This window comes from Leisingera sp. UBA4491 (genome assembly GCF_002388965.1).
Taxonomy (GTDB): domain Bacteria; phylum Pseudomonadota; class Alphaproteobacteria; order Rhodobacterales; family Rhodobacteraceae; genus Leisingera; species Leisingera aquaemixtae.
Genome location: NZ_DGNN01000028.1, coordinates 203,749 through 230,565 on the forward strand (window position 1 = coordinate 203,749; position 26,817 = coordinate 230,565).

Annotated in this window: 25 protein-coding genes; 19 read left to right on the forward strand and 6 right to left on the reverse strand. The window is 64.3% G+C overall.

Features of this window, described 5'->3' with window-relative positions; all coding sequences use genetic code 11:
- Positions 1-15 precede the first annotated feature (15 nt).
- From B2P87_RS17325 to B2P87_RS17340, 4 genes are read left to right on the forward strand one after another with little or no spacing between them, the layout of a single operon-like run.
- Positions 16-261, forward strand: a complete 246-nt coding sequence (locus tag B2P87_RS17325; RefSeq protein ID WP_141889360.1) for a NepR family anti-sigma factor — start codon at positions 16-18, stop codon at positions 259-261.
- Positions 254-811: an RNA polymerase sigma factor gene (locus tag B2P87_RS17330; RefSeq protein WP_141889359.1), complete on the forward strand. Its 558-nt coding sequence runs from the start codon at positions 254-256 to the stop codon at positions 809-811. The genes B2P87_RS17325 and B2P87_RS17330 overlap by 8 nt, the downstream gene beginning before the upstream one ends.
- A 5-nt stretch (positions 812-816) precedes the next feature.
- Entirely contained in the window at positions 817-2,580 is a 1,764-nt protein-coding gene (locus B2P87_RS17335) for a sensor histidine kinase (RefSeq protein ID WP_244940836.1), read from the forward strand.
- Positions 2,558-4,042 carry a phospholipase D family protein gene (locus tag B2P87_RS17340; protein ID WP_141889358.1) on the forward strand — a complete coding sequence of 495 codons (1,485 nt, stop codon included), beginning with the start codon at positions 2,558-2,560 and terminating at the stop codon, positions 4,040-4,042. The genes B2P87_RS17335 and B2P87_RS17340 overlap by 23 nt, the downstream gene beginning before the upstream one ends.
- A gap of 242 nt (positions 4,043-4,284) precedes the next feature.
- On the opposite strand, the gene B2P87_RS17345 is transcribed toward B2P87_RS17340, so the two are convergent.
- Positions 4,285-4,410 carry an entericidin A/B family lipoprotein gene (locus B2P87_RS17345; protein WP_058286226.1) on the reverse strand — a complete coding sequence of 42 codons (126 nt, stop codon included), beginning with the start codon at positions 4,408-4,410 and terminating at the stop codon, positions 4,285-4,287.
- Positions 4,411-4,420: 10 nt separating this feature from the next.
- Complete coding sequence (locus B2P87_RS17350) at positions 4,421-4,909, reverse strand: hypothetical protein (protein ID WP_141889357.1); 489 nt, start codon at positions 4,907-4,909, stop codon at positions 4,421-4,423.
- A 218-nt stretch (positions 4,910-5,127) separates the two neighbouring features.
- Between B2P87_RS17350 and B2P87_RS17355 the strand changes: the two genes are divergently transcribed.
- Positions 5,128-5,715 carry an exopolysaccharide biosynthesis protein gene (locus B2P87_RS17355; RefSeq protein WP_141889356.1) on the forward strand — a complete coding sequence of 196 codons (588 nt, stop codon included), beginning with the start codon at positions 5,128-5,130 and terminating at the stop codon, positions 5,713-5,715.
- A 181-nt stretch (positions 5,716-5,896) separates the two neighbouring features.
- Here B2P87_RS17355 and B2P87_RS17360 read toward each other — a convergent pair whose 3' ends face one another.
- The 3 genes from B2P87_RS17360 to B2P87_RS17370 form a co-directional block, all read right to left on the reverse strand.
- On the reverse strand, positions 5,897-6,574 hold the full coding sequence (locus B2P87_RS17360; protein ID WP_167510228.1) for a PRC-barrel domain-containing protein: 678 nt from the start codon (positions 6,572-6,574) through the stop codon (positions 5,897-5,899).
- 316 nt (positions 6,575-6,890) lie between these two features.
- Positions 6,891-7,910, reverse strand: coding sequence for an AI-2E family transporter (locus tag B2P87_RS17365; RefSeq protein ID WP_058286222.1), 1,020 nt, complete (start codon positions 7,908-7,910; stop codon positions 6,891-6,893).
- Positions 7,911-8,269: 359 nt separating this feature from the next.
- Positions 8,270-8,971 (reverse strand): GntR family transcriptional regulator, encoded by a 702-nt coding sequence (locus B2P87_RS17370; protein ID WP_058286221.1) that lies wholly within the window; start codon positions 8,969-8,971, stop codon positions 8,270-8,272.
- A gap of 203 nt (positions 8,972-9,174) precedes the next feature.
- Here B2P87_RS17370 and B2P87_RS17375 point away from each other — a divergent pair, with 203 nt between their 5' ends.
- The 3 genes from B2P87_RS17375 (at position 9,175) to B2P87_RS17385 (ending at position 12,371) form a co-directional block, all read left to right on the forward strand.
- Positions 9,175-10,260: a TRAP transporter substrate-binding protein gene (locus tag B2P87_RS17375; RefSeq protein ID WP_058286220.1), complete on the forward strand. Its 1,086-nt coding sequence runs from the start codon at positions 9,175-9,177 to the stop codon at positions 10,258-10,260.
- 66 nt (positions 10,261-10,326) lie between these two features.
- Complete coding sequence (locus tag B2P87_RS17380; RefSeq protein ID WP_058286219.1) at positions 10,327-10,824, forward strand: TRAP transporter small permease subunit; 498 nt, start codon at positions 10,327-10,329, stop codon at positions 10,822-10,824.
- Positions 10,821-12,371, forward strand: coding sequence for a TRAP transporter large permease (locus tag B2P87_RS17385; RefSeq protein WP_141889354.1), 1,551 nt, complete (start codon positions 10,821-10,823; stop codon positions 12,369-12,371). The genes B2P87_RS17380 and B2P87_RS17385 overlap by 4 nt, the downstream gene beginning before the upstream one ends.
- A gap of 82 nt (positions 12,372-12,453) precedes the next feature.
- Here the strand turns inward: B2P87_RS17385 and B2P87_RS17390 are convergent, their stop codons facing one another.
- A complete protein-coding gene (locus tag B2P87_RS17390) occupies positions 12,454-13,149 on the reverse strand; it encodes a GntR family transcriptional regulator (protein ID WP_141889353.1) in 696 nt (231 codons plus the stop codon).
- 135 nt (positions 13,150-13,284) lie between these two features.
- On the opposite strand from B2P87_RS17390, the gene B2P87_RS17395 reads away from it, so the two are divergent.
- The 11 genes from B2P87_RS17395 (at position 13,285) to B2P87_RS17445 (ending at position 26,695) form a co-directional block, all read left to right on the forward strand.
- Positions 13,285-13,983 (forward strand): aspartate/glutamate racemase family protein, encoded by a 699-nt coding sequence (locus B2P87_RS17395; protein WP_058286216.1) that lies wholly within the window; start codon positions 13,285-13,287, stop codon positions 13,981-13,983.
- A 22-nt stretch (positions 13,984-14,005) separates the two neighbouring features.
- On the forward strand, positions 14,006-15,373 hold the full coding sequence (locus B2P87_RS17400) for an NCS1 family transporter (protein WP_208764514.1): 1,368 nt from the start codon (positions 14,006-14,008) through the stop codon (positions 15,371-15,373).
- Positions 15,374-15,705: 332 nt separating this feature from the next.
- Entirely contained in the window at positions 15,706-16,497 is a 792-nt protein-coding gene (locus tag B2P87_RS17405) for a cyclase family protein (protein ID WP_141889352.1), read from the forward strand.
- A gap of 88 nt (positions 16,498-16,585) precedes the next feature.
- The gene (locus B2P87_RS17410) at positions 16,586-17,089 is read left to right on the forward strand and encodes a MarR family winged helix-turn-helix transcriptional regulator (RefSeq protein WP_058286214.1); all 504 of its coding nucleotides are present in this window, start codon (positions 16,586-16,588) and stop codon (positions 17,087-17,089) included.
- Between the two features lie 27 nt (positions 17,090-17,116).
- The gene (locus tag B2P87_RS17415; RefSeq protein ID WP_141889351.1) at positions 17,117-19,282 is read left to right on the forward strand and encodes an indolepyruvate ferredoxin oxidoreductase subunit alpha; all 2,166 of its coding nucleotides are present in this window, start codon (positions 17,117-17,119) and stop codon (positions 19,280-19,282) included.
- Positions 19,279-20,820 (forward strand): indolepyruvate oxidoreductase subunit beta family protein, encoded by a 1,542-nt coding sequence (locus B2P87_RS17420; protein WP_141892012.1) that lies wholly within the window; start codon positions 19,279-19,281, stop codon positions 20,818-20,820. The genes B2P87_RS17415 and B2P87_RS17420 overlap by 4 nt, the downstream gene beginning before the upstream one ends.
- Positions 20,821-21,105: 285 nt before the next feature.
- Positions 21,106-22,074: a TRAP transporter substrate-binding protein DctP gene (gene dctP, locus B2P87_RS17425; protein WP_141892011.1), complete on the forward strand. Its 969-nt coding sequence runs from the start codon at positions 21,106-21,108 to the stop codon at positions 22,072-22,074.
- 40 nt (positions 22,075-22,114) lie between these two features.
- Complete coding sequence (locus B2P87_RS17430; protein WP_259964176.1) at positions 22,115-22,615, forward strand: TRAP transporter small permease; 501 nt, start codon at positions 22,115-22,117, stop codon at positions 22,613-22,615.
- Positions 22,616-22,626: 11 nt separating this feature from the next.
- Entirely contained in the window at positions 22,627-23,943 is a 1,317-nt protein-coding gene (locus tag B2P87_RS17435) for a TRAP transporter large permease (RefSeq protein ID WP_141892010.1), read from the forward strand.
- A 182-nt stretch (positions 23,944-24,125) separates the two neighbouring features.
- Positions 24,126-25,139 carry a ligase-associated DNA damage response exonuclease gene (locus B2P87_RS17440; protein WP_141892009.1) on the forward strand — a complete coding sequence of 338 codons (1,014 nt, stop codon included), beginning with the start codon at positions 24,126-24,128 and terminating at the stop codon, positions 25,137-25,139.
- A complete protein-coding gene (locus tag B2P87_RS17445) occupies positions 25,139-26,695 on the forward strand; it encodes a cisplatin damage response ATP-dependent DNA ligase (protein WP_141892008.1) in 1,557 nt (518 codons plus the stop codon). Before B2P87_RS17440 ends, B2P87_RS17445 begins: the two co-directional genes overlap by 1 nt.
- Positions 26,696-26,817 lie beyond the last annotated feature (122 nt).

The following is a 26,817-nucleotide window of genomic DNA, read 5'->3' on the forward strand; positions in this document are numbered from 1 at the left end:
ACTATACGCCTTAATATGCGTTTTGGTTCCAGAAAACCGCGCAAAAAACCGATGGATGGCATGACACAGCTACACCCCCCCCGGCCGCGCATGGAAACGGCCGACCGCGACATAGACGAAAACCTCAAGCGGGCTTTCGAAGAGATCGCTAATGAGCCCGTTCCTGACCGGTTCACCGATCTGCTGAAGCAATTGAAGGAAAAAGGCGCGTCGACTCCCGCCGCACCGGAACCTTCTGAGAAGGACCGCTCCGATGACTGACGCCGCACAGGACCCGAGAGACGACCTGGTCAACCACCTGGGCGCCCTGCGCGCCTTTGCGATCAGCCTGACCCGCAACGGCGCCACCGCCGATGATCTGGTGCAGGACACGCTGGTGAAAGCCTGGACGAACATCGACAAGTTCGAGAACGGGTCCAACATGCGGGCGTGGCTTTTCACCATTCTGCGCAACACCTATTACTCGCTGCGCCGCAAGCGCAAACGCGAGGTCGAGGACGCCGACGGGGCACTGTCTGCCACCCTTGCGCAGAAACCCGATCACGACGGGCGGCTGCACATGCGCGATTTCCAAGTGGCCTTTGCCCAGCTGAACGACGAACAGCGCGAAGCACTGACGCTGGTCGGTGCAGGCGGCTTTTCCTACGAAGAAGCGGCGGAGATGTGCGGTGTGAAGACCGGTACCATCAAAAGCCGTGTGAACCGCGCCCGCGCCCGGCTGAGCGAACTGATGGACTTGGGCGAAGACAGCAAAATGGAACTGACAGACACCGTCACCGCTGGGATCGTTGCCCAGCAGGGCGCCGCGTGATCAAAATGCCCCGGCTGCACGCAGGCAGCCTTTTGGTCCGGCTGGCGGCACTGATGACGCTTGCGTTGCTGCCGCTCGGACTGATTGCGCTGTACCAGACCAACGCGGTGGTGGAAGAAGCCACCCGGCTGTCGCACGCCTCGCTGCTGGACCGCACTGAGCGGGCCGCGGCGAGGGAGCGGGAGCTGCTTCAGCGCGCCGGCGGCGCGACTGAGGGTCTGGCCGCTGCAATCCTGCCGGTGGCGGACGACGCCGACAGCTGCACGCGGCTGCTCAAGGCATTTGCTGAAGGAGCGAACCCCTTCACGTTTGCCGCTTTCGTCTCCCTGGATGGCAGCGTTCAATGCGCCTCCGACGGTGTGACACGCGACCTGTCCGAAAAATGGATGTACCTGAAAGCCCAGCAGACGACCCGCCTGTCCTTTGCCTTGGGCCGCGACCTGGTGGGCGGGGGCAGCAGCTTCCTGCTGGCGACCAGCCCGGTGCTGCGGGACGGCATCCTGAAGGGTTATGTGACCATCGGGATTCCCCATAAGGTCAGCGCTGCACAGGCCGGAACGGAGGCGCCGGACACCGGCATTCAATATGTCACCGTTGATGCGCAGGGGGAAATCCTGTCAGCAAGCATCCCCGAGCAGCAGGCTCCGCTGGCCCTGCCCGTGTCGGTGCCCCGGCGCGACTTGGTGACCCTGTCCGGCGATACGTTTTTCGAGGATTCCCGCTCTGGCCGTGAGCGTTTTTTTGCTGTCAGCGAGATCCTTCCCGGGCAAGTGTCCGTGATCGGCAGCTGGCCGGTGGACAAAGCGATGTCGGCGGCCAGAAACCCGGTGTCGCTGATGACCCTGGCCTTTCCCCTGCTGATGTGGCTGGCCGGGATTTCGGTGGCGATCTTCGGGCTGCAGCGGATGGTGATCCGCCACCTCAGCGCGCTGCGCACGGCGATGCGCCGCTACGCACTGGGCGAGCGGGAAAACCCCACCCTGGACCTGGTTGCGCCGCCGCGTGAATTTGCCGAGGCGCAGCAGTCGTTCAACCGGATGGTCTCCATCCTCAGCGAAGCGGAGCGGCGGCGCGAGCTGGACCTGGAAGAAAAGACCATCCTGCTGCGCGAGGTTCACCACCGGGTGAAGAACAACCTGCAGCTTGTCGCCTCGATCATGAATATGCAGAGCCGCAACGCGCAGACGCCGGAGGCGCGGCGGATGCTGGCGCAGCTGCAGCGCCGCGTGCGCGGCCTGGCAACCATTCACCGCAGCCTGAACACCAATCCCGATATCACCACCGTCGACAGCCGCGACCTGATCGACGCGCTGATTTCCGAAATCGGCGCGATGATCCCAGGTGCCGGGCAGAAACTGGCCATCAGTACCGACCTGGTGCAGGTGCCGCTGAGCCAGGATCAGGGGGTGACCTTGTCGATGCTGGTGTCCGAGGCGATGACCAACGCGGTCAAAAACGCCGGGGTGCCCGCCGGCGGAAAGCCGGAAATCCGGATCAGCCTGCGCGAAACTGCGGAAAACTGGCTGGAGCTTGAGATTACCAACACCAAGGGGAAGCCGGTAGTGGCCCCCGAAGAGGCTGGCGACGGGACCGGCATCGGATCGCGGCTGATGCTGGCGTTTGCCACCCAGCTTGAAGGCGAGGCTGACACGTACGAGACTGAGGACAGCTATAGTTACCGGCTGGGATTCCCCGCGGCGGCCGGGGCTGTCCCGCCGGCGCCGCCAAACCAGGATCGGGAGAAACATGCCGCAGGAGCCGCAACCTGAACAGCGCCGCGAGGAATTCGAGGTACTGGTTACTGCCGAAGAGGCCTGGCCCGCGTTTGAACGTGCGGTGCTGGGTGCTCAGCGCGAGCTTCTTGCCAGTTTCCGCCTGTTTGATTTCGCCACCCCTTTGCTGAGCCCGGAGGCGCGGGAGACCGGGGACACCTGGGCGGATCTGATTGCCGATGCGCTGCGGCGCGGGGTCCGGGTGCAACTGGTGGTCAGCGATTTCGACCCGGTGATGGCGGCGCCGCTGCATGCCGCCGCGCAGAAGACGCTGACGCAGGCGCAGGAAATCATGGCGGGGCTCGCTCCGGAGCAGGCTGCGCTGCTGTCTGTCGCCGCCGCGCTGCATCCGACGCGGGCGGGGCTGCTGCCGCGGCTTGCGTTTTCCCCCTTTGTGCTGCGCAAACTGCGCAAGCTGCCCCGGCGGCTGCGGCCGGCTGCGGCCAGCCGCCCCGGGCTGCCGCAGCTGTACCCGGTGTCACACCACCAGAAGGTTGCGGTGATCGACCGGGAGGTTCTGTACATCGGCGGCCTGGACCTGAACCGGCGCCGCTATGACACCAAGGAGCACGATCTGCCCGCGCATGAGACCTGGGCTGATGTGCAGCTGATCCTGCGCGGCCCCGAAGCCGAAGAGGCGGCCCGCCATCTGGAGCGGTTCCGCGATGAAATCGCCCTGCGCAAGCAGCCGCCCGAGGGCCAGCTGATCCGGCGCACGATGTCCGCGCCGCGCCGTTTCGGGTTCTGGGCCTTGTCGCCCCGCACAGTGCTGAAGGAGATCGAGGAAGACCACCTGGCCGCCTTTGAGCGGGCGCAGAACCTGATCTATCTCGAATCCCAGTTCCTGCGCTCCAGCCCGATTGCGCGCGGGCTCGCCGCTGCGGCGCGCCGCAACCCCGCGCTGTCGCTGATCCTGATCCTGCCCGCCCTGCCCGATGACGTCGCGTTTGAAGGCAACCGCGATCTGGATGCGCGTTATGGCATGGCACTGCAGGCGGAGGCGCTGGACGAGGTGACGGAGGCCTTTGGCACCCGGGCCTGCATCGCCAGCCCGGTCCAGCGGCGCATGGCCGCCCGCGATGCGCCCGCCACCCTGTCGGGGTCGCCGATCATCTATGTGCACAGCAAGGTGCTGGTCACTGACAGGGATTTTGCCATGGTCGGGTCGGCCAACCTCAACGGACGGTCGATGCGCTGGGATACCGAGGCGGCCTTGCGGATCACCCAGCGCGGGCGAATTGAAACGCTGTGGAATAACCTGGCGCGGCATTGGTGGCAGGAAGATCTGCCGGCCGAGGCGCTGGATCCGGCCCATGCCGCGGCCTGGTGGCTGAAGGAGGTGCGCCGCAATCAGGTGCGCCGGCCGGAAGCGCGCCGCGGGCTGCTGGTGCCGCACGACCCCGGCAAGATGTCGGAGCTGCAGCAGCGGCTGCCGGGCGCCACGGAGGACATCGTCTGATCCCGGGTGCCCTGGGCCGGCTGCGGCAGCAGACATAAAAAAGGGCACCCGGGGCCACAACCCGGGTGCCTTGAAGGAAGCCCGAAACTGCCGGATCAAACCGGATAGGGGGAGGACTTCGGGCCGGTATCTGCAAGGTCAACGCCCCTGCCCCGCAAAAGTTCCGCTCATCCTGCAAAAAGAAAACCCGGCGTGCCCAAGGGCCGCCGGGTTAACAGAATACGCTGGAAGCGGAGCCTGGCTTATTGCGCTTCCTGCGCTTCCTCGGTGATTTCATCGCCAAGGTTCGAAACGTCCCGGCCGAAGCCTTCGGTGGTTTCGCAGGCCGCCAGTCCGGCAAGGGCCAAAAGTGCGATCAGGATACGCATGACGGCCCCCTTACTTCAGTTTCGACGCGACGTTGCTGGCAAAAGCGTCGATAATGGCGTTATAGAAAATTTCGCTGTCAACGGTCACCACGGCCGGATCGGTGCCTTCGGGATAATACGCGTTAACCTGATCCGCGGAGACGGTGAGGTCATAACGCATGTCCTTCGAGGCATCGGGCATGTCGATGTCCACGTCGCCCTTGAGCATCCATTCGCCCACGCCCAGCGCGTTCTCGAAGTTGCTTGCCAAGGAGACGGAGTCGATTTCGATATGGATTTCCGCGGCCTCTCCGGCATCTTCACCCGCGATCTGGCCCACGAGGTTTTCGGCCAGAGCCGTTTCCAGGTCGGTCTCAAGGCTGGTCCAGACTTTGGCAGCTTCGTAGTTCTCAATCGCGCTCAGGTCGGCGGTCACGTCGATTTCGGAAACCTGGGAGCCCGCAGCAGCTGCGGTGGCCATGGCGGCAACGAGGGCGGTGGTGCGGATCAGATGAGTCATTTTAATGCTCCTTTCCATGTCAGTCCCTCTTGGGGATCCAACACAGAAACGCGCCGCCGGTCTGAAAGGTTCCTGATGCGTGAACGAAAATACCGCCAATAACCGTTCTGCGCGAAATCTGGCCGACAGCAGGACAACAGCAGGACAGTCGCAGACGGAACTTTGCGGGCGGGCCAAACGTAGGTGTTGCGCAGAATAGCAGCCGGAGACAGCAACCGATGAACCCTTCGAAACAGCCCGTTGCCGCGGTCCTTCAGGAAACCAGCCGCATTGTCCGCGACAGCAGCGGACCGGTCACTGTTGCCAAGCTGACAGAGGAGCTTGGCCACCGATCGCTGTCAGCGGTTCTGGCGGTTCCGGCGCTGGCGGTGGTCTCGCCGCTGAGCGGGGTGCCGCTGTTCTCCTCCGCCTGCGGCGTCATGATCTGCCTGGTGTCGGGACAGATGCTGCTGGGGCGGACGCATCTTTGGCTGCCGCAATGGCTGGGCCGCCGCGAGATCAAGGGCAAGACCGTGCGTAGGATGACGGCAGGCCTGCAGCGGACCGCGCGGTGGCTGGACCGGCATTCCGGAAAACGCCTGCCTGCGCTGGTGCGGCAGCCCTTTCTGACTGTCATCCGGCTGGTCTGCTTGATCTGCGGCGCGCTGATGCCGCTGCTGGAGATCGTTCCCTTCTCGTCTTCGATCCTGGGGGCTGCTGTCAGCCTGCTGGCGGTGGCGATGCTGACCCGCGACGGGCTGATTGCCCTGCTGACCCTGTCCGGGCTGGGGGCTGCCGCGACGACGCTGGCGGCCGGGCTGATCTGACACCGGCGGCATGTCTTAAACACCCGAAAGGCCGGGCTCCTTTACGGAACCCGGCCTTGAAGGGCCGCCTGGCAGTTAAGTTTGCCCGAAACGCCGGTACGAGGCAGGAAACCGGCAAAGGGACGGAGGACAAACCGGCGGCTGTCAAAGGGGCTGGGCGGCCCCTTTGAAACTGGGTGTGTTAGTCAGCCTGGTACTCGGGCAGAGCGTCCAGTTCTTCGCGGGTCAGATGGGTGTTCACGCGGATGTCGCCATCAACCTTGCCGATGTCCAGGTCGCCCATGGTCAGCTCGACCGGCTTTTCGCCGATGCCCAGGAACCCGCCAACGTCGATGATCACCGCTTCGACAGAGCCGTTGGTGTTCACGATCACCTGCGACACCTCGCCGATGTGTTCGTCTTTGGAGTCGTAGGTCCATGCGCCGGTCAGGGCTTCTGCGGTCAGCTCGCCTTCGGCCAGCGGTTCCATGGCCGGGCCGTCCGCGTCAGGGTTGACGGCGTCCGACATGCTTTCAGCCGCGTTCTCGGTCTCGGTGGCCATCTCGCTGGCCTCCTGCTCCACTTCGGCAGCGCCAGCTTCGGCTTCATTTGCCAGCTCAGCAGCACCGGCTTCGGCTTCGGTCGCCAGTTCTTCGGCCTCGGCTTCGACCTCATTGGCCATCTCTTCAGCCTCTTGCTCCAGAGTGCCGGTGTCGGCCTGGGCCTCACCCGAGACGTTGGCTTCGCCGGAGACATCTGCTGCCGGAGTTTGGATCTGAACTTCGGCCTCGGCGTTGCCGGTGGCTTCGGTTTCTGTGCCGGCAAAGGCGGGCACTGCGGTTGCGACGATCAGCGAAGTCGAAAGCATAAGATGTTTCATCGGATTGATCTCCTGTCCAGTTTCACTCATCAGCGCGCTTGCGTTACAGCCACCCAACCCGCTGCGGACCCGCTTGGTTCCCGCGCCGCGCTAATTTTTTTCAAAAAAACGCGCCGGCGGACACGTGGCAGGCAGATTACTGCCTGACGCGGCCCGGCCAGCCGAGACGGCGCCGGATGGACGCGGCTCAAAAGCGGGAAAACATCAGCCGGCATTATCCTCATGCGCGCCCCTCAAGGGGCAGAACTTCGGAGGGCTGAAACGAAAAGGGCAGCCACAAAGGGCTGCCCAAACCGGTTTGAATGCTGTTCCGGCTTTACTCGTGTTCCGGCGCGTTGATCTCCACCGTGTCTGGCGGCGGCACCAGCATGCGGCCGCACCACAGCACCACCGGCAGCGCCACGATGGCCCCTACCGGGCCCCAGATCCACAACCCGAGAACAATCGCCCAGAACACAATGAGCGGATTGAGATCCAGCTGGCGGCCGACAAAGGCCGGGGTGACAAATTGCGCCTCGGTAAGGTTGATCGCGAGGAACACCAGCGGCGGCAGCACGGCGCCTGCGCCGCCGATCTGCGTCAGGCCAGCCACCGTCAGCCCGGCGAGCATGATCAGCGGGCCGAGATACAGGATGAAGTTCAGGATGGCCGCCGCCAGCCCCCAGATCCAGGCCCCCGGAAGGCCGATCAGCGCCAGCCCGGCGGCCGTGAGCAGGCCCAGCCCGCCGTTGACTATCGTGACCGCCGCGAAATAGCGCGCCACCGCACGCTCTGCCCGGAAGAAGCGGGCGGCATAGCTGCCCGCTTTTTCATAGAGCTCATTCCGGGTCAGCACGAAGAAAAACAGCGTGCCTGCAAAAATGAATATCTGCGCGCCAAAGTTCGGCGCCAGCCAGAGCGCATCCGTCAGCGTCGGCAGGCCGCCGCCCTCTTCCTCCGTTTCCGCGTCCGCAGCGCCTATTGTCTCCTCAATCTCGCTGCTGATGCTTTCGATGCCGCGCAGCAGGCCGGATACCATGTCGAGCCAGCCGCGGATTTCGTATTTGATCTTGGGGACCTGGCTGGCCAGTGATGTCATCAGCGGGTCCAGCGACAGGATCAGCAGGGCCAGCAGCGCCGTGGACAGCACCAGCAGGCTGCTGGCGACAGCCACCCGGCTGACCCCGATCCGTTCCAGCCGGTCAGCCAGCGGCGCGACCACCACGCCGACCACCAGGGCAAAAACGCCAGGCGCCAGAATCGGCTTCGCGAAATACATTGCCCCGCCCAGCAAAATCAGGGTGATGATCAGCAGCATTACACGGACGGAGCGTTTGGCGATAACTGTTTGCCACATGATCTAGTGTCCCGTGCCGCTGGGCTGCCTGTGGCGTCCAGTCTCCGGCGGCGGCAGGGCGGCGGCGGTGTGATCATTCGGCATAGGGGACCTCCCAGGTGACATTGGCCTTATGGCTCCGTTCGCGCAAGCTGCCGCGTCAGTTCCGGCCCTCCGGGGCGCGCCGCTGCGGGCGTCTGCGAGGCTGGTATGCGAGCAAGCTGGCGGGCCTGGGACACTTGGGCTGCGCGACGCCTGCAACGCCTTGGGCGCGTTCGGCTTGCATCATATCCCAGTCTGTTTCAGGTACCCGTGCGTTTTGGAGCAAACGCCTGTAATCCCGGTTCGGTTCCCTGAAAGACCGCCGCCGCTAACCTTTATCAGCCCTGGGTGACCAGCTGATAGCCAGGATGCGCCACAGCGCGCAGACTGGTGATCGGTTCCTCGCCGATCCAGGTGGTACGCTCCATGACAAACAAGGCATCGCCGGCATTGCTCTGCAAAACCTCGCTGTCGCTTTCGGTGCCGGGCCGCGCGTAGAGCCGCAAATCGCAGCGGCTGTAGGGGCGGTTGCGGACCAGCCATTCATTTGCGCTGTCGCGGGTCAGGTCGACGGATGCGATCTCGGGCACGGTTTCCAGGCAGATCCAGCGGTCTTCGAAAATATAGGGGCGGCTGTCGGCCAGATGCAGCGCCTCGACCCGCAGCATCGGGCGGGGCTCAGGCAGGCCGAAATTGGCCATGATCGCCGGGGTGGTCGCCTGCACCGACTGGCGGATCAGCTGATACTGGTAGACGCTGCCCTTCTGTTCGACCTCAAGCCGGGTGATCGGGATATTCAGCGTCGCGCGGGTGACCGGATCGCGCCGCACCATGGTGCCGCCTTTGCGCCGCCGCTCCACCACCCCGCTTTCGGCCAGATCCCGCATGGCGCGGTGCACGGTCGAGCGGGCACAGCCGAAACGGGCCGCAAACTCTTCGTCGCGCGGCAGCTTGTCCCCGGGCCCGTAGGTCGAATCCAGGATCATCTGCCGGATGCTGTCCCGGATCTCCGTCCAGGAATGGCGCCGCTTGTCCGTCAATATTCATCTCCCAGGCCGCGCGGGACAATGTTCGCTGCTGCTCCATATTTCATCGTGCGGCGAAAGGCGAACGGGAACAGCGCAACCGTGATTGACAAGAATATGTAGCTACATATTAATGTAAAGCACTTACAAAACAAGATCGACTCTGCGCCACCGGCCCGCGGCCACCGCAGATCCACCGACAGACGGAGGAACGGAACATGCAAAGACGGAAGTTTCTGAAAGCCGGCGCCATGGGCGCGGCGGCCACGGCGCTAGCCAGCCCGGCCATTGCCCAGGGCAAGATGCAGTGGAAGATGGTGACGGCCTGGCCGAAGAACCTGCCCGGACCCGGTGTGGCGGCGCAGATGCTGGCCGACCGGATCACCACGCTGTCGGGCGGCCGGATCGAGGTCAAGCTGTTTGCCGCGGGCGAGCTGGTCCCTGGCCGCGGCGTGTTCGACGCGGTGTCCGAAGGCACCGCAGAACTGTATCATGCGGTTCCGGCCTATTGGGGCTCCAAGTCCAAGGGCATCCTGCTGTTCGGCTCGCAGCCCTTCGGCCTGCGCGCGGACGAGCAGTTCGGCTGGCTGTACCACGGCGGCGGTCAGGCGCTCTATGACGAGATGTACGGCCGGTTCGGCATCAAGCCGTTCCTGTGCGGCAACTCCGGCCCGCAGTGGGGCGGCTGGTTCAAGACCGAAATCAACTCCGCCGAAGACCTGAAGGGGCTGAAGTTCCGCACCACCGGCCTGGCGTCGGAAATGGCCTCGAAACTGGGCATGGCGGCGGAGGCCACCAGCGGCCCGGCGATGTTCCAGGGCTTGCAGACCGGTGCGCTGGACGCCGGCGAATTCATCGGCCCCTGGACCGACAGCGCGCTTGGCTATTACCAGGTGGCCAAGAACTACTACTGGCCGGGCGTGGGCGAGCCGTCCTCGGCCGAGGAATGCGGCGTCAACGCCAATGCCTTTGCCGAACTGCCGGAAGACCTGCAGCAAGTAGTGTCGCTGGCGTGCGAGAGCCTCTACAATCCGGTCTGGACCGAATACACCACCAAACACGCGCAAGCGCTGAAGAAGATGGTGGATGAGGACGGCGTGCAGGTGAAGATGTTCCCCGAGGACGTGATCGCCGCGATGGGTGCCGCCGCCAAGGAAGTGATTGCCGAGCTGCAGGAAGACGAGGACGAACTGGTGCGCCGTATCACCGAGAGCTTCCTGACCTACCGCGACAGTGTCGGCGGCTACATGACCTATGCCGACAACGGCCAGATGAATGCCCGCGCATCGGTGATGGGCTACTGATCTGTGCAAAGGCTGCCGGCGCCCGGGAAGACCGGGCGCCGGCTTTTTAATGGGGAGAGACGCAGGATGCTACGGGTTGCGGATGCGCTGGACGGCATCAACCGGGGTCTGGCGATGGTGATACGCTGGCTGGCGCTGCTGATGGTGCTGGCGCAATTTGCCATCGTGGTTGGACGCTATGTGTTCGGGGTGAACTCCATCGCCGCGCAGGAAAGCGTCCTGTACATGCACGCCACCCTGTTCATGCTGGCGGCCGGCTATACCCTGCTGGTTGATAAGCATGTGCGCGTCGATGTTTTCTATGCAGGTCTCAGCCCCCGGGCTCAGCGCCGTATCGACATATTCGGCCATCTGGTCCTGCTGCTGCCGTCAATGGCGGCGCTGCTGTACTGGTCGTGGCCGTCGGTGCGCAATTCCTGGGCCATTCTTGAAGGCCCGATTGCCGTCGGCGGCCTGGAGGCCGTCTTCCTGCTGAAATCGCTGATCCCCGCCTTCTGTGTGCTGGTGATGCTGCAATCCTTCGCCCTGCTGATCCGGCTGTTCTCGGAAAGATCCCCTCAATGACGGAATATCTCGACCTGGTCATGTTCGCAGCCCTGATGGCAGCGATCCTCATGGGGTTTCCGGTGGCCTTCTCGATTGCGGGCGTTGCCATCCTGTTCGCCTATCTCGGCTGGGTCCTGGGAGTGATGGACGTTTCGCTGCTGGGGGCGCTTGGCCAGCGCGCCTTCGGGCTGCTGAGCAATCAGGTGCTGATCGCCATCCCGCTGTTTGTGCTGATGGGCGCGATCCTGGAAAAAAGCCGCATCGCCGAAGAGCTGCTGGATACCATGGGGCGGCTGTTCGGCCAGCTGAAGGGCGGTTTGGGCATCTCGGTGGTGCTGGTGGGGGCGCTGCTGGCGGCCTCGACCGGCATCGTCGGCGCCACGGTGGTGGCGATGGGCATGATCGCCCTGCCCGCGATGCTGCGCGCGGGCTATGATCCGCGGGTGGCCTCCGGCATTGTCTGCACGGCCGGCACGCTGGGGCAGATCATCCCGCCCTCGACGCTGCTGATCATCCTCGCCGACGTGATGTCCAACGCTTTCCAGCAAGCGCAGTACGAGCAGGGCAAGTTTTCGGTCGAGGCCCTGTCGGTGGGCCAGTTCTTTGCCGCGGCGCTGGTGCCGGGGCTGGTGCTGGTGGTGCTGTACCTTCTTTATATTCTGGTCCGGGGCTTCCTGCGGCCGCAGGACATGCCTTCTGCCCCGGCAGAAATGGCCCGCCCCAGCCGCGGTGAGGTGGTGCGCGCGGTGGTGCCGCCGATCCTGCTGATCTTTGCCGTGCTGGGTGCAATCCTTGGCGGCGTGGCCACCCCGACGGAGGCGGCCTCTGTCGGGGCAATCGGTGCGCTGCTGATGGCAGGCCTGCGGGCGGGCGGCCCGGTCCGGCTGATCCTGATGGGGGCGGCCGCGCTGATCCTGCTGGGCATTCTGTCGGGCGTGCATCCTATCCGTCTGCAGCGCAGCGACCTGAGCACCGGCGATTTTGCGGCCGGGCTGTTTTACGCGCTGCTGACGGCTGCGGGGGCCATTGCGGTGATCGCCGCCCTGCGCAGCGGACTGAAAAAGCGCATCCTGCATGAGGCCGTGACCTCAACCGCGACGATGACCGCGATGATCTTTGCCACCATCCTGGCGGCGGGCATGTTCTCGCTGGTGTTCATCGGGCTGGGCGGCGAGGAGCGGGTGGCGCATATCCTGGGCAACATGCCGGGCGGCCCGTCCGGGGCGCTGCTGTTTTGCATGCTGTTCATCTTTGTGCTGGGCTTCTTCCTCGATTTCGTCGAGATCTCGGTGATCGTGCTGCCGCTGGTCACACCGACGCTGATCCTGATGGGGCATGACCCGGTCTGGCTGGGCATCCTGATTGCCATCAACCTGCAGACCAGCTTCCTGACCCCGCCGTTCGGCTTTTCGCTGTTCTACCTGCGCGGCGCAGCGCCGGAGGAGGTCACCACCCGCCACATTTATCAGGGGGTGGTGCCCTTTATCGGCTTGCAAGCGCTGGGGGTCCTGCTGGTCTGGCTGATCCCCGGCCTGGCAACCTGGCTGCCGGCGGCGATTTTTTAACGCTCCGACGGAAACGGCAGCGGGGCTGCCGGCCGCAGCCAGGCAGCCCAAACCAGCGCCGGCTCGGGTGGGATGTGCCTGGCTACTCTGCCGCCGGAGGCTTGCGCGGCGCGGCCAGCTGCTCCCTGAGACTCATGGGGGCGGCGGGCGGCTCATCGAAGTTCAGGCCTTCCTCCAGATGGCGCAGATGCTCATCCGCAAGCCGGACCAGTTCATCCGTCTTGCCGGCCTCCAGCGCATCGACGATCCGGTCGTGCTCATCCTCGGCGCAGGAGGAACTGCCAGTGGGGGAATAAAGCCCCAAAATCAGTGTGCTGCGCATGGTCAGCTCTGACAGGAACCGCTCCAGCACAAGATTGCCAGCGATATGGGCAATCCGCATGTGAAACTGCCGCGAGGCGCGCAGTTCCGCCGGTTTGTCACCCGCCTTGCGCGCCTTGGCTTCCTCCTGAATATTGCCGCGCAGAAAAGCGATGTCCTCTGCTGAGGCCTGGCCGGAGGCGTGGCGCGCAATCGTGCGTTCGATCGCGCGGCGGGCCTGGAAGATGTCGCGCGCCTCTTTCGGCGAAGGTGTCATCACAAAGGCGCCGCGGTTCGGGCGCAGCTCCACCACCTGCTGCGCCGCCAGCGAGGCGAGCGCCCGGCGCACATTGGCGCGGTTGCAGGAAAACAAATCGCTCAGCGCCTGTTCACCCAGCTTGGTTCCGGCCGGGAGTCGCTGCTCGGAAATCGCATCGAGAATCGCATTCACGATCTGATTTTCGGGAGAATCCTTCATCGGGCCTCAAAAAAGTTTTCCTGCGCTGCCGCAACTTAAGGGCCGTCAGGGCACTTGGCAATGGCGCCAGGGCAGGCGCAGGCTTGACCTGTTATCACTAATTGTTAACAATAAATGATAACAAAGGAGGAGCGCATGAAAATCCTGGTCGTCAATCCCAACTCCACCGAGTCGATGACGCGGAAGATTGTTGAGGCCGCTCAGGCCGCTGCCAGCCCCGGCGTGACCATTCTGGGCGCAACCGCAGCCGGCGCGCCTGCCAGCATCGAAGGCCATTTCGATGAGGCGATGTCGCTGCCCGGCCTGCTGGCGCAGGTGGCGGCGGGTGAGGAACAGGGCGTGGACGGCATTGTCGTCGCCTGTTTCGACGACCCCGGCATAGGCGCCTGCCGCGAGCTGGCCACCGGCCCGGTGCTGGGCATCTGCGAAGCGGCGGTGAAGGCGGCCAGCATGCTGGCAACCTCCTTCACCGTGGTCACCACGCTGCCCCGCGCGGTGCCTGTGATCGAACATCTGATCCACGGCTATGGCCTGTCACACCAGTGCCGCCGGGTGCGCTCTGCCGCGATCCCGGTGCTGGCGCTGGAGGAAGAAGGCCCGGACGCGCGTCAGAAGATCCGCGCCGAGATCCTGCGCGCCATCGAAGAGGATCATTGCGAGGCGGTTGTGCTGGGCTGTGCCGGCATGGCCGATCTCACCCAATGGCTCAGCCAGGAAACGGGCATCCCCGTCATCGACGGGGTCAGCGCGGCAACGCGGATGATCGAGGCGCTGGCAGGCTGCGGCCTGAAGACCAGCAAGATCAACGCCTATGCGCGCCCCAACCGGAAATAGTGGTATCGTCAGGGAGGAAGACATGACCATGAATGCAGAATTGGAAGCCATCGCCAAAGGCGGCGGCATCGGGGAACACAGCGGCAAGGGGATCGGGGAGGAGAGCCTTGCACCGCAGGAAACCCGGATCATGGATCCGTGGTCCTATCTGTTTGCCTGGCTGGGCGGCTGCGTGTCGATTGGCACCTTCACCATCGGCTCCGGCCTGGTGGGCACGCTGAACCTGCTGCAGACCTTTGCCGCGATTGCAATCGGCTGCACGGTGATCGGCCTCGCGCTGATGATCAACGGGCAGGCCGGCCACAAATACGGCATCCCCTTCATGGTGCAGGCGCGCTCTGCCTTCGGGTTTGCCGGCACCCGCCTGCCCGCGCTGGTGCGTTCCGTTCCCGCAATCGTCTGGTTCGGCTTTCAAAGCTGGATCGGCGCCGGGGCGCTGAACCTCGTCTCCGACACGCTGTTTGGCTATGACAACATCGTGGTTTTCTTCATCGGTTTCCAGCTCTTGCAGATCGGGCTGTCGGTGCTGGGCTTTCACGGCATCAAATGGCTGGAGAACATCGGCTCGGTCTTCATCATCGGCTCGCTGGTCTACATGTTCATCAGCGTGATCAGCAAATACGGCGAGGAAATCTCCGCCAATCTGGTCAATGTCGAAGGTACCTGGGGCGCGCCCTTCTGGGGAGCCACCATGCTGTTCCTGGGCATTTACAGCACCATGATGCTGAACGTCTCGGACTATTCGCGCGAGCTGCGCCAGAACGTCGGACCGTTCCGCCAGGTGGCGATCTATGCCAACTCGATCCTGCCCGCGACGCTGTTCATGGGTCTGATCGGCCTGATGGTCTCCGGCGCGACTGGTGAGGTCGACCCGATCAAGGTGTTCTCCAGCGCGGTCGACAACAAGCCGCTCTTGGTCATCACCCTGCTGTTCATCGCCTTTGCCCAGGTCACCACCAACATTCTGAACAACGTGGTGCCGCCAGCCTATGCGCTGATGGATATCTTCAAGATCAAGTTCAAGACTTCCGCGGTGATCGTCGGCCTGCTGGCCTTTGCCACCTTCCCCTGGGAACTGGTCAAGGACGAATCCGCCGCGGGCCTCAGCCTGTTCATCCAGACCTATTCCGCCTTCCTTGGACCGATCTTTGCGATCCTGGTGGTGGACTACTTCATCCTGCGCAAGCAAACGCTGGATCTGGACAAGCTCTATGACGAGACCGGCCCTTACCACGGCGTCAACTGGGCCGCGGTGATTGCGATGGGCATCGGGGTTGCAGCGGCGCTGATCTTCTCCGGCATTTCCTGGTACGCCAGCCTGCTGCCTGCCGGTCTGTCCTATTACCTGCTGATGCAACATCTGCCGTCGGCCAAGCGGTTCATGAGCTGACCGCACTGCAACGCGCTAAAAGGAGGGCTCCGCTGCTGGCGGAGCCTTCTTTCTTTTTAGACACAATTTTTTGATCCGGGTTTGATCCGGCGGCAGGCCAACCGAGCCAGTGGAGGTATCGGAAAAACGGCTGCTTGCCGGCAGTTCCTGTGCCGCCCCGCCGAACAACATGTAAATGCACATATGTACGAAGCGTGGGACTGGGCTAGATGCCGCTCTAGATGCCTCGTTCAAAGGGCTTTCAAATTTGCAAATACATGTATATTTTGACACGCAGTCCATAACCGGACGCGAAAAGCGGCGTTCAGACCGCGCACAACGGGAGAAAAAGAATGACTGCAGCCAATACATTGGACGGCCTGGGCGCGATGATCCTGTCCGGACAGGTCGAAGTGGTGGACTGCTCCGGCACCCTGGGGCCTGAGACACCGATCCTGCGCCTGCCCGAGGATTTCGCCAAGAACACGCCCAAGGTCGAAATCCACAAGATCAGCGAATACGACGAGAACGGCCCGTTCTTTGCCTGGAACTGGATGGTTCTGGGGGAGCATTCCGGCACCCATTTCGACGCCCCGCACCACTGGATCACCGGCAAGGACTATAGCGACGGCTATACCGATACGCTGGATGTGCAGCGCCTGGTGGCGCCGGTCAATGTGATCGACTGCTCCAAGGAAAGCGCCGAGAACCCGGATTTCCTGCTGACGGCCGACCTGATCAGGGCCTGGGAGGCGGAGCACGGCGAGATTGGCGCGGGCGAATGGGTGGTGATGCGCACCGACTGGGACAAGCGCGCCGGTGACGAGGACGCCTTCCTGAACGCGGATGACACTGGCCCGCACAGCCCCGGGCCGACCCCGGACGCGGTTGAATACCTGCTGTCGAAGAAAATCGCCGGCTGGGGCAGCCAGTGCATCGGTACTGATGCAGGCCAGGCCGGCGGGATGGAGCCGCCCTACCCGGCCCACAACCTGCTGCACCGGGACAACTGCTTTGGCCTGGCCTCGCTGGCCAATCTGGACAAGCTGCCGCCCAAGGGCGCGCTGCTGATTGCCGCGCCGCTGAAGATCAAGCGCGGCACCGGCAGCCCGATCCGGGCTCTGGCTCTGGTGCCGCGGGGCTGAGGCAGGTAACGCGCCCGCATCACCCCCGGAGCCGGCGCTGATGCGCTGGCGGCGGCTCCGGCTCTTATCAGGCGTAAAGGAAAGATGCATGACTGCAAATGAAACCGCAGCACCGCAAGCTGCCGCGGAGGCAACATCCCCGCTGCCGCGGCTGGGGGAGATCGGGCTGGAAAACTTCCCGCCTTACCTGATGAACCGCATCATGGGGCGCTACAACGCGGCCCTGCGCGAGGAGATGGCGGCGCATGGGCTGACCACGGCCAAGATGCGGGCCTTGGCGGTCCTGTCGGTGCTGGACGGTCTGCTGATCCGTGACTTGTCGGTGTATGCGGTGGTGGAGCAATCCACCCTCAGCCGGGCGCTGGATGCGCTGGAGCGCGACGGGCTGGTTCTGCGCCAGTCCGATCCCGATGACAGCCGCGCCACCCGCATCGTGATGACTCCGAAGGGCCGTGAAACCCACGAGGGGCTTTGGCCGCATGTGGCGGAGGCCTGCGCGCAGATGTTCAAGGGCATCGACCCGGAGGAACAGCGCGCCTTTACCGCCACGCTGCAGAAGATCCTGCGCAACGTGCGCGTGAACCAATTCTGATCCCGGACCGCAACCAAGGAGGCGCCAATGGCCGAAAGATCGTTCAAGGCTGAGGTCGAGCATCTGCGCCAAGGTGCAGGCAGCAGCTTTACCGGCGAGGGCATTCTGGCCATCACCAAGGCGCTTCTGGAAAACGGCGTGGGATACGTCGGCGGCTACCAGGGGGCGCCGATCTCGCATCTGATGGATGTGCTGGCCGATGCCGAAGACCTGCTGGGCGAGCTGGGCGTGCGCTACGAGGCCAACGCCTCCGAAGCCGCCGCCGCGGCGATGCTGGCGGCCTCTGTCCACTACCCGATCCGCGGCGCGGTCACCTTCAAGGGGTCGGTCGGGGTCAACGTGGCCTCTGACGCGCTGGCCAATCTCGCCTCCTCCGGGGTCACTGGCGGCGCCATCATCATCGTCGGCGAAGACTACGGCGAGGGCTCCTCAATCATGCAGGAGCGGTCTTATGCCTTTGCGATGAAATCGCAGTTCTGGCTGCTGGACCCGCGCCCCAACCTGCCGTCCATCGTGAAATCGGTGGGCGACAGCTTTGCCCTGTCGGAGGCGTCGAACACGCCGGTCATGCTGATGGTGCGGATCCGCTCTTGCCATGTGACCGGCACCTTTGAGTGCCGCGACAACCAGCCGCCGCCGCTGACCGTGCGCGCGGCGCTGTCCAATCCGCAGCGCGATTTCAAACGCGTGGTGCTGCCGCCGATGTCCTATCAGCATGAGCAGGACAAGATCGAAAACCGCTGGCCCGCGGCGGAGAAGTACATCCTGGAGAACGGGCTGAACGAGCGTTTTGGCCCGCGGGAGGGCAAGGTCGGGCTGATCTGCCTGGGCGGTATGTACAACAGCGTGATCCGCGCGCTGCAGCGGCTGGGGCTGGCGGATGTCAGCGGCAGCACCGATGTGCCGCTCTACGTGATGAATGTGGCCTACCCGCTGGTGCAAAGCGACCTCCTGGACTTCTGCGCGGGCAAGGACGCGGTGCTGATGGTGGAGGAGGGCCAGCCCGAATTCATCGAACAGCAGCTGGGCAACATGCTGTTCAAGGCGGGCAGCCAGACCAGGCTGGAGGGCAAGGGCATCTTCCCCAAGGCTGGCGAATACACCGGCCAGGTGATGATGGACGGGCTGGATGATTTCTTCCGCAAATATGCCGCCCATCTGCTGCCCGGCCAGGTGCGCGCGCCCAACACGCCGCAGCCGGAGATCCCGGATCTGAGCCAGACCGTGCCGATCCGCCCGCCGGGGTTCTGCACCGGCTGCCCGGAGCGGCCGATCTTTGCCGCGATGAAACTGGTTGAGCAGGAACTGGGCCGGCATCAGATTTCGGCGGACATCGGCTGCCACCTGTTTGCGGCACTGCCGCCGTTCGAAATCGGCGGTCAGACCATGGGTTACGGGCTGGGACCGGCCTCCAACGCGGCCTTTGACGGCGGCGGCGAAAAGCGCGCAATCTCGATCATCGGGGACGGCGGGTTCTGGCACAACGGCCTTAGCACCTCGATCGGCAACATGGTGTTCAACAAGTCGGACAGCGTGGCGATCATCGTCGACAACTACTATTCCGCAGCCACCGGCGGCCAGGATATTCCGTCGAGCCGGGCGAAGAACGCCAGCAAATCCACCAACAACCCGATCACCAAGGCGCTGGAGGGCGCGGGCGTCAAATGGATCCGGCAGATCGACCGGACCTATGACGTCACCAGAATGCGCGAGACCATCCGCGAGGCGCTGACTACCGATTACGACGGGCCGAAAGTGATCGTCGCTTCCTCCGAATGCATGCTGAACCGGCAGCGCCGCGAAAAGCCGCAGCGCAATAAGGCGATCAAGGACGGCGCGCGGGTGGAGATCCCCCGCTTTGGCGTTGATGAGGACATCTGTACTGGCGATCACGCCTGCATCCGCCTGTCCGGCTGCCCGTCGCTGTCGCTGAAGACGCTGGACGACCCACTGCGCGACGATCCGGTGGCGCATATAGACCAGTCCTGCGTCGGCTGCGGCAACTGCGGCGAGGTGGCGGACGCCGCCATTCTCTGCCCCTCCTTTTATGAGGCGCGCGTGGTGCATAACCCCAGCAGCTTTGAACGCTGGACGGCTGGGTTGCGCAGCCGCGTGATCTCCTGGCTTCAGACCCGCCGAGCGGCGCGGCGCCTTACCTTCAACGGCACCGCCTCCGGGAGGATTGCACCATGACCATCGAAATACCGGTCCGCCCTCAACCGGCCGATCCGCGCCTGCAGGGCGTCATTAAGGTGGCCATTCTTGCCGTCGGCGGACAGGGCGGCGGGGTTCTGACCAACTGGATCGAGTCGCTTGCCCGCAGCCAGGGCTACAGTGCCCAGGCCACCAGCGTTGCCGGCGTCGCCCAGCGCACCGGCGCGACCATCTACTATATCGAGATGGCGCCGGGCAGCGTGCCGCACCCTGTGTTCTCTCTGGCGCCGGCACCGGGCGACGTGGACGTGATGGTCGCCGCCGAGATGATGGAGGCCGGCCGCGCCATCATGCGCGGTTTCGTGACCCCGGACCGCACCACACTGATCGCCTCGACCCACCGGGCACTGGCCGTGTCCGAAAAGATGGTGCCCGGAGACGGTATCGCCGATGCCGATGAGGTGCGCGCAGCCGCCGAAACCGCGGCCCGAAAGCTGGTGATGGCCGATATGGACAGCGCCGCAGTCCGGGCGGGTTCGGTGATTTCCGCCTCGCTGTTCGGGGCCCTGGCCGGCTCAGGCGCGCTGCCCTTCCCTAAAGCCGCGTTCGAGGACGCAATCCGCGCCAGCGGCAAAGGTGTCGAGGCCAGCCTGCGGGCCTTTGCCGCCGGTTTTGACCTGGCGGAGCAAGGCGAGCAGCCGGAAGCCGCACCCGCGGAAGAAGCCCCAGCAAAGGCGGCGGGTCCACACAAGGCCTTGGACGCCTGGAACGGGCTGATGGCGCGGGTTTCCCGGTTTCCGGCAGGCGTGCAGGAAACGGCTGTGCCGGGACTGCGCAAGGTGGTGGACTTTCAGGACACGGCTTACGGCGCCGAATACCTGGACAGGCTGCAGGGTGTACTGGACCGCGACAGCGCGAACCAGGGACACGCGCTGGGCCGCGAGGCGGCGAAATATATCGCCAATGCAATGGCCTATGACGACGTGATCCGGGTTGCCGACCTCAAGACCCGCAGCACCCGCTTTGGCCGTATCGAGAGCCAGATGGGATCGCAGGGCAAGCTGATGACCCTCACCGACTATCTTCACCCCCGCGCAGAAGAGATCGCGGGGCTGCTGCCCGCCCGCCTGGGCGCGCGGGTTGAAAACAGCCCCAAGTGGATGGCCCGCCTCGACACGCTGTTCAGCAAAGGCCGCCGTATCCGCACGGACAGCCTGCGCGGCTTTGCGGTGCTGTATCTTCTGGGCGGTCTGCGCGGCTGGCGCCAACGCAGCCTGCGCCACGCGCAAGAGCAGGCGCATCTGGACCAATGGCTGGCCGCCGCGCTTGGCTATCTGCCGCAAAGCTACGGCATGGCGGTCGAGGTGATCCGCTGCCGCCGCCTGATCAAAGGCTATTCGGACACGCACGCGCGGGGGCATTCGAAGTTCGACACGGTGATGCAGGGCGCCACGCTGGTGGCAGGGCGCGAAGACGGGCCGCAATGGGTGGCCCGCCTGCGCGAGGCCGCCTTGCAGGACGAAAAGGGAGAGGCCCTGGACGGCGCGCTTAGAACCATCCGGAGCTTCGCGGCATAGCCGGGCCAAGGCGGCCGGCAGGTCGCGGGGGGCCGGATGCGCGGCTATTGCGGCGGTAAGGGAAGGACAGAGGCCGCAAAAACCCGAATCAGCCGGGCCGCCAGCCCCCTGGTACAGCTGCACCACCAAAGTTTTTTATGCGTTTGCATATAAACTTACTTGAAGCTTAAAACTTCATGCTTGAAGGTGAGACAGCCTGGACCTAGGCTTTTTCAAGGGCGCCCGGAAAACAAGGGACAGCAAACCGCCCGGTCTGCGCGCCGCCACACATCCAGGGAGACCAACATGACATTCCGCACACTTTCCGCCGCCGTCCTTTTAGGGGCTGCCACGCTCACCACCGCCCCTGCCCAGGCCGGGGAAGTCACGCTGAAGGCGGTGACCGCCTTTGCCACCGGGACAACTTTTTCCCGTGATTTCGAAGCCTTCGTTGATTGGGTCAACGAGAACGGAGAGGGCGTGGTGCAGATCGACCTGCTGGGCGGGCCGGAAGCCGTGCCGCCCTTTGAACTGGGCAATGCGGTGCAGGCAGGGATCGTCGACATCGCCAACAACACCACCGCCTACTATCCGAACCTGCTGCCCGCCGGCGACGCGCTGCACCTGGCGCAGAACACCATTCAGGACCAGAGGGCGAATGGCTGCTACGAGTTGATCGACCAGGTTCACCAGGACCAAATGGGTGTGAAATACCTCGCCCGCGTAGGCGATAACATGAATTATCATCTATATTTGACCAAGCCGCTGGAAGGCCCGGACCTGACCGGACTGACCATCCGCACCACACCGGTCTACCGCGCCATGTTCGAAAAACTGGGGGCCACGCTGGTGCGCACGGCACCGGGCGAGGTCTATACCGCGCTGGAGCGCGGGGCGATCGACGGCTACGGCTGGCCCAGCCAGGGCGTGCTGGACCTTGGCTGGCACGAACAGACCGCCTATCGCGTCGATCCCGGTTTCTATCAGGTGGACGTGAACTTCCTGGTGAACCTCGACAGCTGGAACGGCCTGAGCGATGAGCAGCGCGCCCTGCTCGAAAAAGGCGCGGCCTGGATCGAAGAGCAGAACGCCGAGAACATCGCCCGTAACGAGGCCGAGGCCAAAGCCCAGGCCGAGGCGGGGATCAAGACCATTACCCTGGACGGCGAGAACGGGAAGCTGTGGAGCGAGACCGCGCAGACCGAAGGCTGGGGCGAAGTGATGAAGACAGACCCGCAGCTTGGGGAAAAGCTGCAGGCCTGCCTGCTGAAGTGATGGGACCGGGGCGGCCTGGCGCCGCCCCGCCTCTGTGCTCATGACCTGCTTAGACCGCAGTTTCGGCGCCCTGCTCACCGGCCTGGCCGTGCTCAGCGCTGCCATTCTCGCCGCGATCACCCTGGTGATTCCGCTCAATGTGCTGTTGCGCAACCTCGGCCTGCCGGTGATCTACGGCGCGCTCGACGCCATTGAATACGGGCTGATGGCGGCGGCATTCCTCGGGGCGCCCTGGGTGCTGCGCCTCAACGCCCATGTGCAGGTTGACCTGATCACCCATGGCCTGCCGCCGCGCGCCCGCCGCAGGGTCGTTCTGGCGGCCTGCCTGCTGGGCGCGGCAACCTGTGCCGTCCTTGGCTGGGCCGGGCTGCAGGCGCTGATGCAATCCTATGCCCGCGGCTCCATGGTGCGCACGGCGTTCACCTTCCCGGAATGGTGGACGCTGACAGTGCTGCCGTTGTCGATGGCGCTGTGCACCCTCGAATTTCTGCGCAAGATCTTCCGCCCTGAAGCGGCAGACGCGCCGCTCTCCGGCCTCTGAAAGGACTGCCGATGGACTGGATCCTTACTCTGTCGCTGATGCTGGGCGGCCTGGCCGCGCTGCTGCTGATCGGTCTGCCGGTGGCCTTCGCCTTTATCACCGTCACCATGATCGGCGCTTACGAGGTTCTGGGCGGCGACCGAGGCCTGCTGCAGCTGGCGCGCAATGCCACCCAGTCAATTGCCAATTTCCAGATGGCGCCGATCCCGCTGTTCATCCTGATGGGAGAGATCCTGTTCCAGACCGGCATCGCCCACCGCGCCATCGACGCGATCGAGCGGGTGGTCACCCGGGTGCCCGGGCGGCTGTCGGTGGTCACGGTGTTCGGTGGCACCATCTTTGCCGCGCTGTCAGGATCGACCATCGCCAATACCGCCATGCTGGGCTCCACCCTGATGCCGGGGATGCTGCAGCGGGGCTATCACCCGACCATGGCGATGGGGCCGATCATGGCCTCGGGCGCCATTGCCATGCTCATTCCGCCGTCGGCGCTGGCGGTGCTGGTCGGCAGTCTGGCAGGGATTTCCATCGCCGGGCTGCTGGTGGCGGGCGTCATGCCTGCGCTGCTGCTGGCCGCCGCCTTCGTCGTCTATATCGTGACCCGCAGCCTGCTGGATCCAACGGTGGCGCCGCCGGACGACCTGCCCCAGATGAGTCTGGGAGAGCGCTGGCGGCCCTTCCTGATATATGTGGCGCCGCTGTCGGTGCTGTTCGCCGTGGTGATCGGCAGCCTGCTGCTGGGGTTCGCCACGCCTACGGAATCCGCCGCGCTTGGCTGTCTGGCGGCGCTTGCCACCGGTGCGGCCTACCGCTCGCTGTCGTTTGACAAGGTCGCCAAGGCGCTGATGGAAACCGTGAAGCTGTCGGTGATGATCTTGTTCATCATGGCCGCCAGCCAGACCTTTGCCCAGGTGCTGTCCTTCAGCGGCGCCACCAACGGGCTGATCAAGGCGATCAACGCAGTGGACCCGACCCCCACCATGGTGCTGGTCGGCATGATCGTGATCCTGCTGCTGCTCGGCTGTTTCGTCGATCAGGTGTCGATGCTGATGGTCACCGTGCCGGTGTTTGTGCCGCTGGCGGCACAGATGGGGATCAACGAACTGGTGCTGGGCGTGGTCTACCTGCTGACCATGGAGATCGGCCTGCTGACCCCGCCCTTCGGGCTGTTGCTGTTCGTGATGCGGGGCGTGGCGCCGGAGGGCATCGGGATGAAGCACATCTATGCTGCGGTCACGCCTTTCCTGGTGATCAAGCTGGCGGTGCTGGCGTTGGTTGTCTGGCAGCCGGCCGTGGGCACCTGGCTGCCGGGGCTGATGGCAAGATAGGCGGCCGCCTTTGCGGCGGGGCTGCGGCTGTGCTGCCTGGAACCTCCAATCAAGGCGGGTTTCCTTCCGCAGGTCAGGTGCGGCAGCCGTCGGGCGTGCCGGAGGGCGCCCCTTGTTCGGCGCCCAAGGCAGCTTAACTCTAGTGCGACGTCTCTGAGAAGGTTGCAAACGGGTACCGCATTTTGACCGCTACACGCCCCCCGGAACAGCTGCTGCATCCGCGCCCGGAGGGGCTTTACTGCCCGGCGGGCGATTTTTTCATCGATCCGGTGCGGCCAGTGCCGCGCGCGATGATCACGCATGGCCATGCCGACCATGCGCGTGCAGGGCACGGCACCGTCTGGGCCAGCCCGCAGACGCTGGACATCATGGCGATCCGTTACGGCGAGGCGTTTTGCGACACCCGTATTCCAGTAGAAGGCCAAACGGAGGCGGGCGGCATTCGCGTGGCATTCACGCCGGCCGGCCACGTTCTCGGGTCCTGCCAGATCACGGTGGACGATGGCAGCACCGCCATCACCGTCTCCGGCGACTATGCGCGGGCTGACAACCCGGCCTGCGCGCCGTTCCAGCTGGCACCCTGCGATATCTTCGTGACCGAGGCGACCTTTGGCCTGCCTGTCTTCAATCATCCCGCGCCGCTTTCCGAGATCGAAAAACTGCTGCGGTCCGTCGCCGCGCAGCCTGACCGCTGCCATCTCGTCGGGGCCTACGCCTTGGGCAAGGCGCAGCGGGTCATAGCACTGCTGAGGCAGGCAGGCTGGGAGCAGCCCATCTATATCCACGGCGCGTTGCAGCGGCTGTGCGACTACCACATCGAACAGGGCATTGACCTCGGCGACCTGCGCCCGGCGACAACCGGTGACGGCAAGGCAGCCTTCAAGGGGCAGATCATCCTTGGCCCGCCCTCGGCGTTTGCGGCAACCTGGGCGCAGCGCTTTCCCGATCCGGTCATCTGTTTTGCAAGCGGCTGGATGCAGGTGCGCGCCCGGGCCCGCCAGCGCGGAGTTGAGCTGCCGCTGATCCTCAGCGACCACGCCGACTGGCAGGATCTGACGAGGACCATCCAGGAACTGGCACCGCAACAGGTGTGGGTCACGCATGGCCGGGAGGACGCGCTGGTGCGCTGGTGCGAGTTGAACCAGATCGCCGCCCGCCCGCTGCGGCTGGTCGGCTATGAGGAGGAAGCGGACTGATGCAGTCTTTTGCCCGCGTTCTGGAGCAGCTTGCCTTTACGCCGTCGCGCAAAGCCAAGATCGCGCATCTTATAGAAGCTTTCCGCACGATGCCGGACCCTGAACGCGGCTACGCGCTTGCCGCCTTTACGGGTGATCTTGCGCTGCGCAATGTGACGCCCTCCCTTCTGCGGGGGCTGGTGGCAGAGGAGACAGATGCCGAACTGTTCCGCCTGTCCTATGAGTTTGTCGGCGACCTGGCAGAGACCGTTGCGCTGATCTGGCCGCATTCCGGCACGGTGGCAGACATGCCCCTCGCCGATGCGGTGGAGGAATTGGCCGCCACCGGGAAGGCAGAACTGCCTGCCTTGATTGCCCGCCGCCTGACGCACATGACGCCTTCGCAGCGCTATGCCTATCTGAAACTTGCCACGGGGGGCTTGCGTGTCGGGGTGTCGGCTCAGCTTGCCAGGACTGCGCTGGCCCGTTTTGGCGGTATTGAGGTCACCGAGATCGAAGAACTTTGGCACGGGCTTGCCCCGCCGTATCTGCCCCTGTTTGCCTGGCTCGAAGGCGGTGAAAAACCGGTAAGCCTTGCGGCTGCCCCCTTCCGGCCTGTGATGCTGTCGACGGCCACCAATCTGGAGGATTTGGCAGAGTTCGCACCGGCCGATTTCACTGCGGAATGGAAATGGGATGGCATTCGCGTTCAGGCGGTGAATGACAGCGGCACGCGGCGTCTCTATTCCCGCACGGGAGAGGACATTTCGCGATCATTTCCCGATGTTACCGGCGCCCTCAACTTTGAGGGCACGCTGGACGGCGAACTGCTGGTCAAGCGCGGCAGCGGCGTCGCGCCGTTTGGCGATCTGCAAAAGCGTTTGGGCCGCAAGAAGCCCGGCAAAGCTATCCTGGAAAGCCACCCTGCAGCTTTCCGTGCCTATGATCTGCTGTTTTGGAATGGCGAGGACTGGCGCAAGCGGTCGCTGGTCCAGCGGCAGGCCAGACTGCGGGATGTTGTGGCTGAACTCGGCGATCCGCGCATTGATCTCTCCCCTCCTCTTGCGTTTGCAAGCTGGGAAGACCTGGCAGAGCTGCGCGCAAACCCGCCCGAAAGCGTGGTCGAAGGCGTCATGATCAAGCGCCGCGGCAGTGCTTATGTCGCCGGGCGCAAACGCGGCAATTGGTTCAAATGGAAGCACGATCCGATGCTTGTTGACGCCGTCATGCTGTATGCGCAGCGCGGTCATGGCAAACGCTCGGGCTATTATTCGGATTTCACCTTTGGCGTGTGGCAGGGGGACCAGCTGGTGCCCGTGGGCAAGGCGTATTTCGGCTTCACCGACGCCGAACTGAAGGAGCTGGACCGGTTCGTGCGCAACAACACCACGGACCGGTTCGGGCCGGTGCGCGCCGTCAAGCCCGAGCTGGTGCTGGAGGTCGCCTTCGAAGGCTTGAACCAATCCAGCCGCCACAAGAGCGGCCTGGCCATGCGGTTTCCCCGCATCAACCGGATCAGGACGGACAAACCCGCATCAGAAGCCGGCACGCTGGATGAGCTGAAACAGCTTCTTTGAGTAAGGGCTGTCAGGTTTAGCACTTTGCCGCCTTGCGGCACGACCGTCGCTGACAAGTGGTCTGCGTGGTCAGGTCACATTACACGGCCTGACCATGTTCCGCTGTGCTTGCCTCCTTCAGC

Excerpts from the sequence above, each read along its gene's own strand:
- B2P87_RS17325 (WP_141889360.1), top strand. The coding sequence starts at position 16 with ATGCGTTTTGGTTCCAGAAAACCGCGCAAAAAACCGATGGATGGCATG.
- B2P87_RS17330 (WP_141889359.1), top strand. The coding sequence starts at position 254 with ATGACTGACGCCGCACAGGACCCGAGAGACGACCTGGTCAACCACCTG.
- B2P87_RS17335 (WP_244940836.1), top strand. The coding sequence starts at position 817 with ATGCCCCGGCTGCACGCAGGCAGCCTTTTGGTCCGGCTGGCGGCACTG.
- B2P87_RS17340 (WP_141889358.1), top strand. The coding sequence starts at position 2,558 with ATGCCGCAGGAGCCGCAACCTGAACAGCGCCGCGAGGAATTCGAGGTA.
- B2P87_RS17345 (WP_058286226.1), bottom strand. The coding sequence starts at position 4,410 with ATGCGTATCCTGATCGCACTTTTGGCCCTTGCCGGACTGGCGGCCTGC.
- B2P87_RS17350 (WP_141889357.1), bottom strand. The coding sequence starts at position 4,909 with ATGACTCATCTGATCCGCACCACCGCCCTCGTTGCCGCCATGGCCACC.
- B2P87_RS17355 (WP_141889356.1), top strand. The coding sequence starts at position 5,128 with ATGAACCCTTCGAAACAGCCCGTTGCCGCGGTCCTTCAGGAAACCAGC.
- B2P87_RS17360 (WP_167510228.1), bottom strand. The coding sequence starts at position 6,574 with ATGAAACATCTTATGCTTTCGACTTCGCTGATCGTCGCAACCGCAGTG.
- B2P87_RS17365 (WP_058286222.1), bottom strand. The coding sequence starts at position 7,910 with ATGTGGCAAACAGTTATCGCCAAACGCTCCGTCCGTGTAATGCTGCTG.
- B2P87_RS17375 (WP_058286220.1), top strand. The coding sequence starts at position 9,175 with ATGCAAAGACGGAAGTTTCTGAAAGCCGGCGCCATGGGCGCGGCGGCC.
- B2P87_RS17380 (WP_058286219.1), top strand. The coding sequence starts at position 10,327 with ATGCTACGGGTTGCGGATGCGCTGGACGGCATCAACCGGGGTCTGGCG.
- B2P87_RS17385 (WP_141889354.1), top strand. The coding sequence starts at position 10,821 with ATGACGGAATATCTCGACCTGGTCATGTTCGCAGCCCTGATGGCAGCG.
- B2P87_RS17390 (WP_141889353.1), bottom strand. The coding sequence starts at position 13,149 with ATGAAGGATTCTCCCGAAAATCAGATCGTGAATGCGATTCTCGATGCG.
- B2P87_RS17395 (WP_058286216.1), top strand. The coding sequence starts at position 13,285 with ATGAAAATCCTGGTCGTCAATCCCAACTCCACCGAGTCGATGACGCGG.
- B2P87_RS17400 (WP_208764514.1), top strand. The coding sequence starts at position 14,006 with ATGACCATGAATGCAGAATTGGAAGCCATCGCCAAAGGCGGCGGCATC.
- B2P87_RS17405 (WP_141889352.1), top strand. The coding sequence starts at position 15,706 with ATGACTGCAGCCAATACATTGGACGGCCTGGGCGCGATGATCCTGTCC.
- B2P87_RS17410 (WP_058286214.1), top strand. The coding sequence starts at position 16,586 with ATGACTGCAAATGAAACCGCAGCACCGCAAGCTGCCGCGGAGGCAACA.
- B2P87_RS17415 (WP_141889351.1), top strand. The coding sequence starts at position 17,117 with ATGGCCGAAAGATCGTTCAAGGCTGAGGTCGAGCATCTGCGCCAAGGT.
- B2P87_RS17420 (WP_141892012.1), top strand. The coding sequence starts at position 19,279 with ATGACCATCGAAATACCGGTCCGCCCTCAACCGGCCGATCCGCGCCTG.
- dctP (WP_141892011.1), top strand. The coding sequence starts at position 21,106 with ATGACATTCCGCACACTTTCCGCCGCCGTCCTTTTAGGGGCTGCCACG.
- B2P87_RS17430 (WP_259964176.1), top strand. The coding sequence starts at position 22,115 with ATGACCTGCTTAGACCGCAGTTTCGGCGCCCTGCTCACCGGCCTGGCC.
- B2P87_RS17435 (WP_141892010.1), top strand. The coding sequence starts at position 22,627 with ATGGACTGGATCCTTACTCTGTCGCTGATGCTGGGCGGCCTGGCCGCG.
- B2P87_RS17445 (WP_141892008.1), top strand. The coding sequence starts at position 25,139 with ATGCAGTCTTTTGCCCGCGTTCTGGAGCAGCTTGCCTTTACGCCGTCG.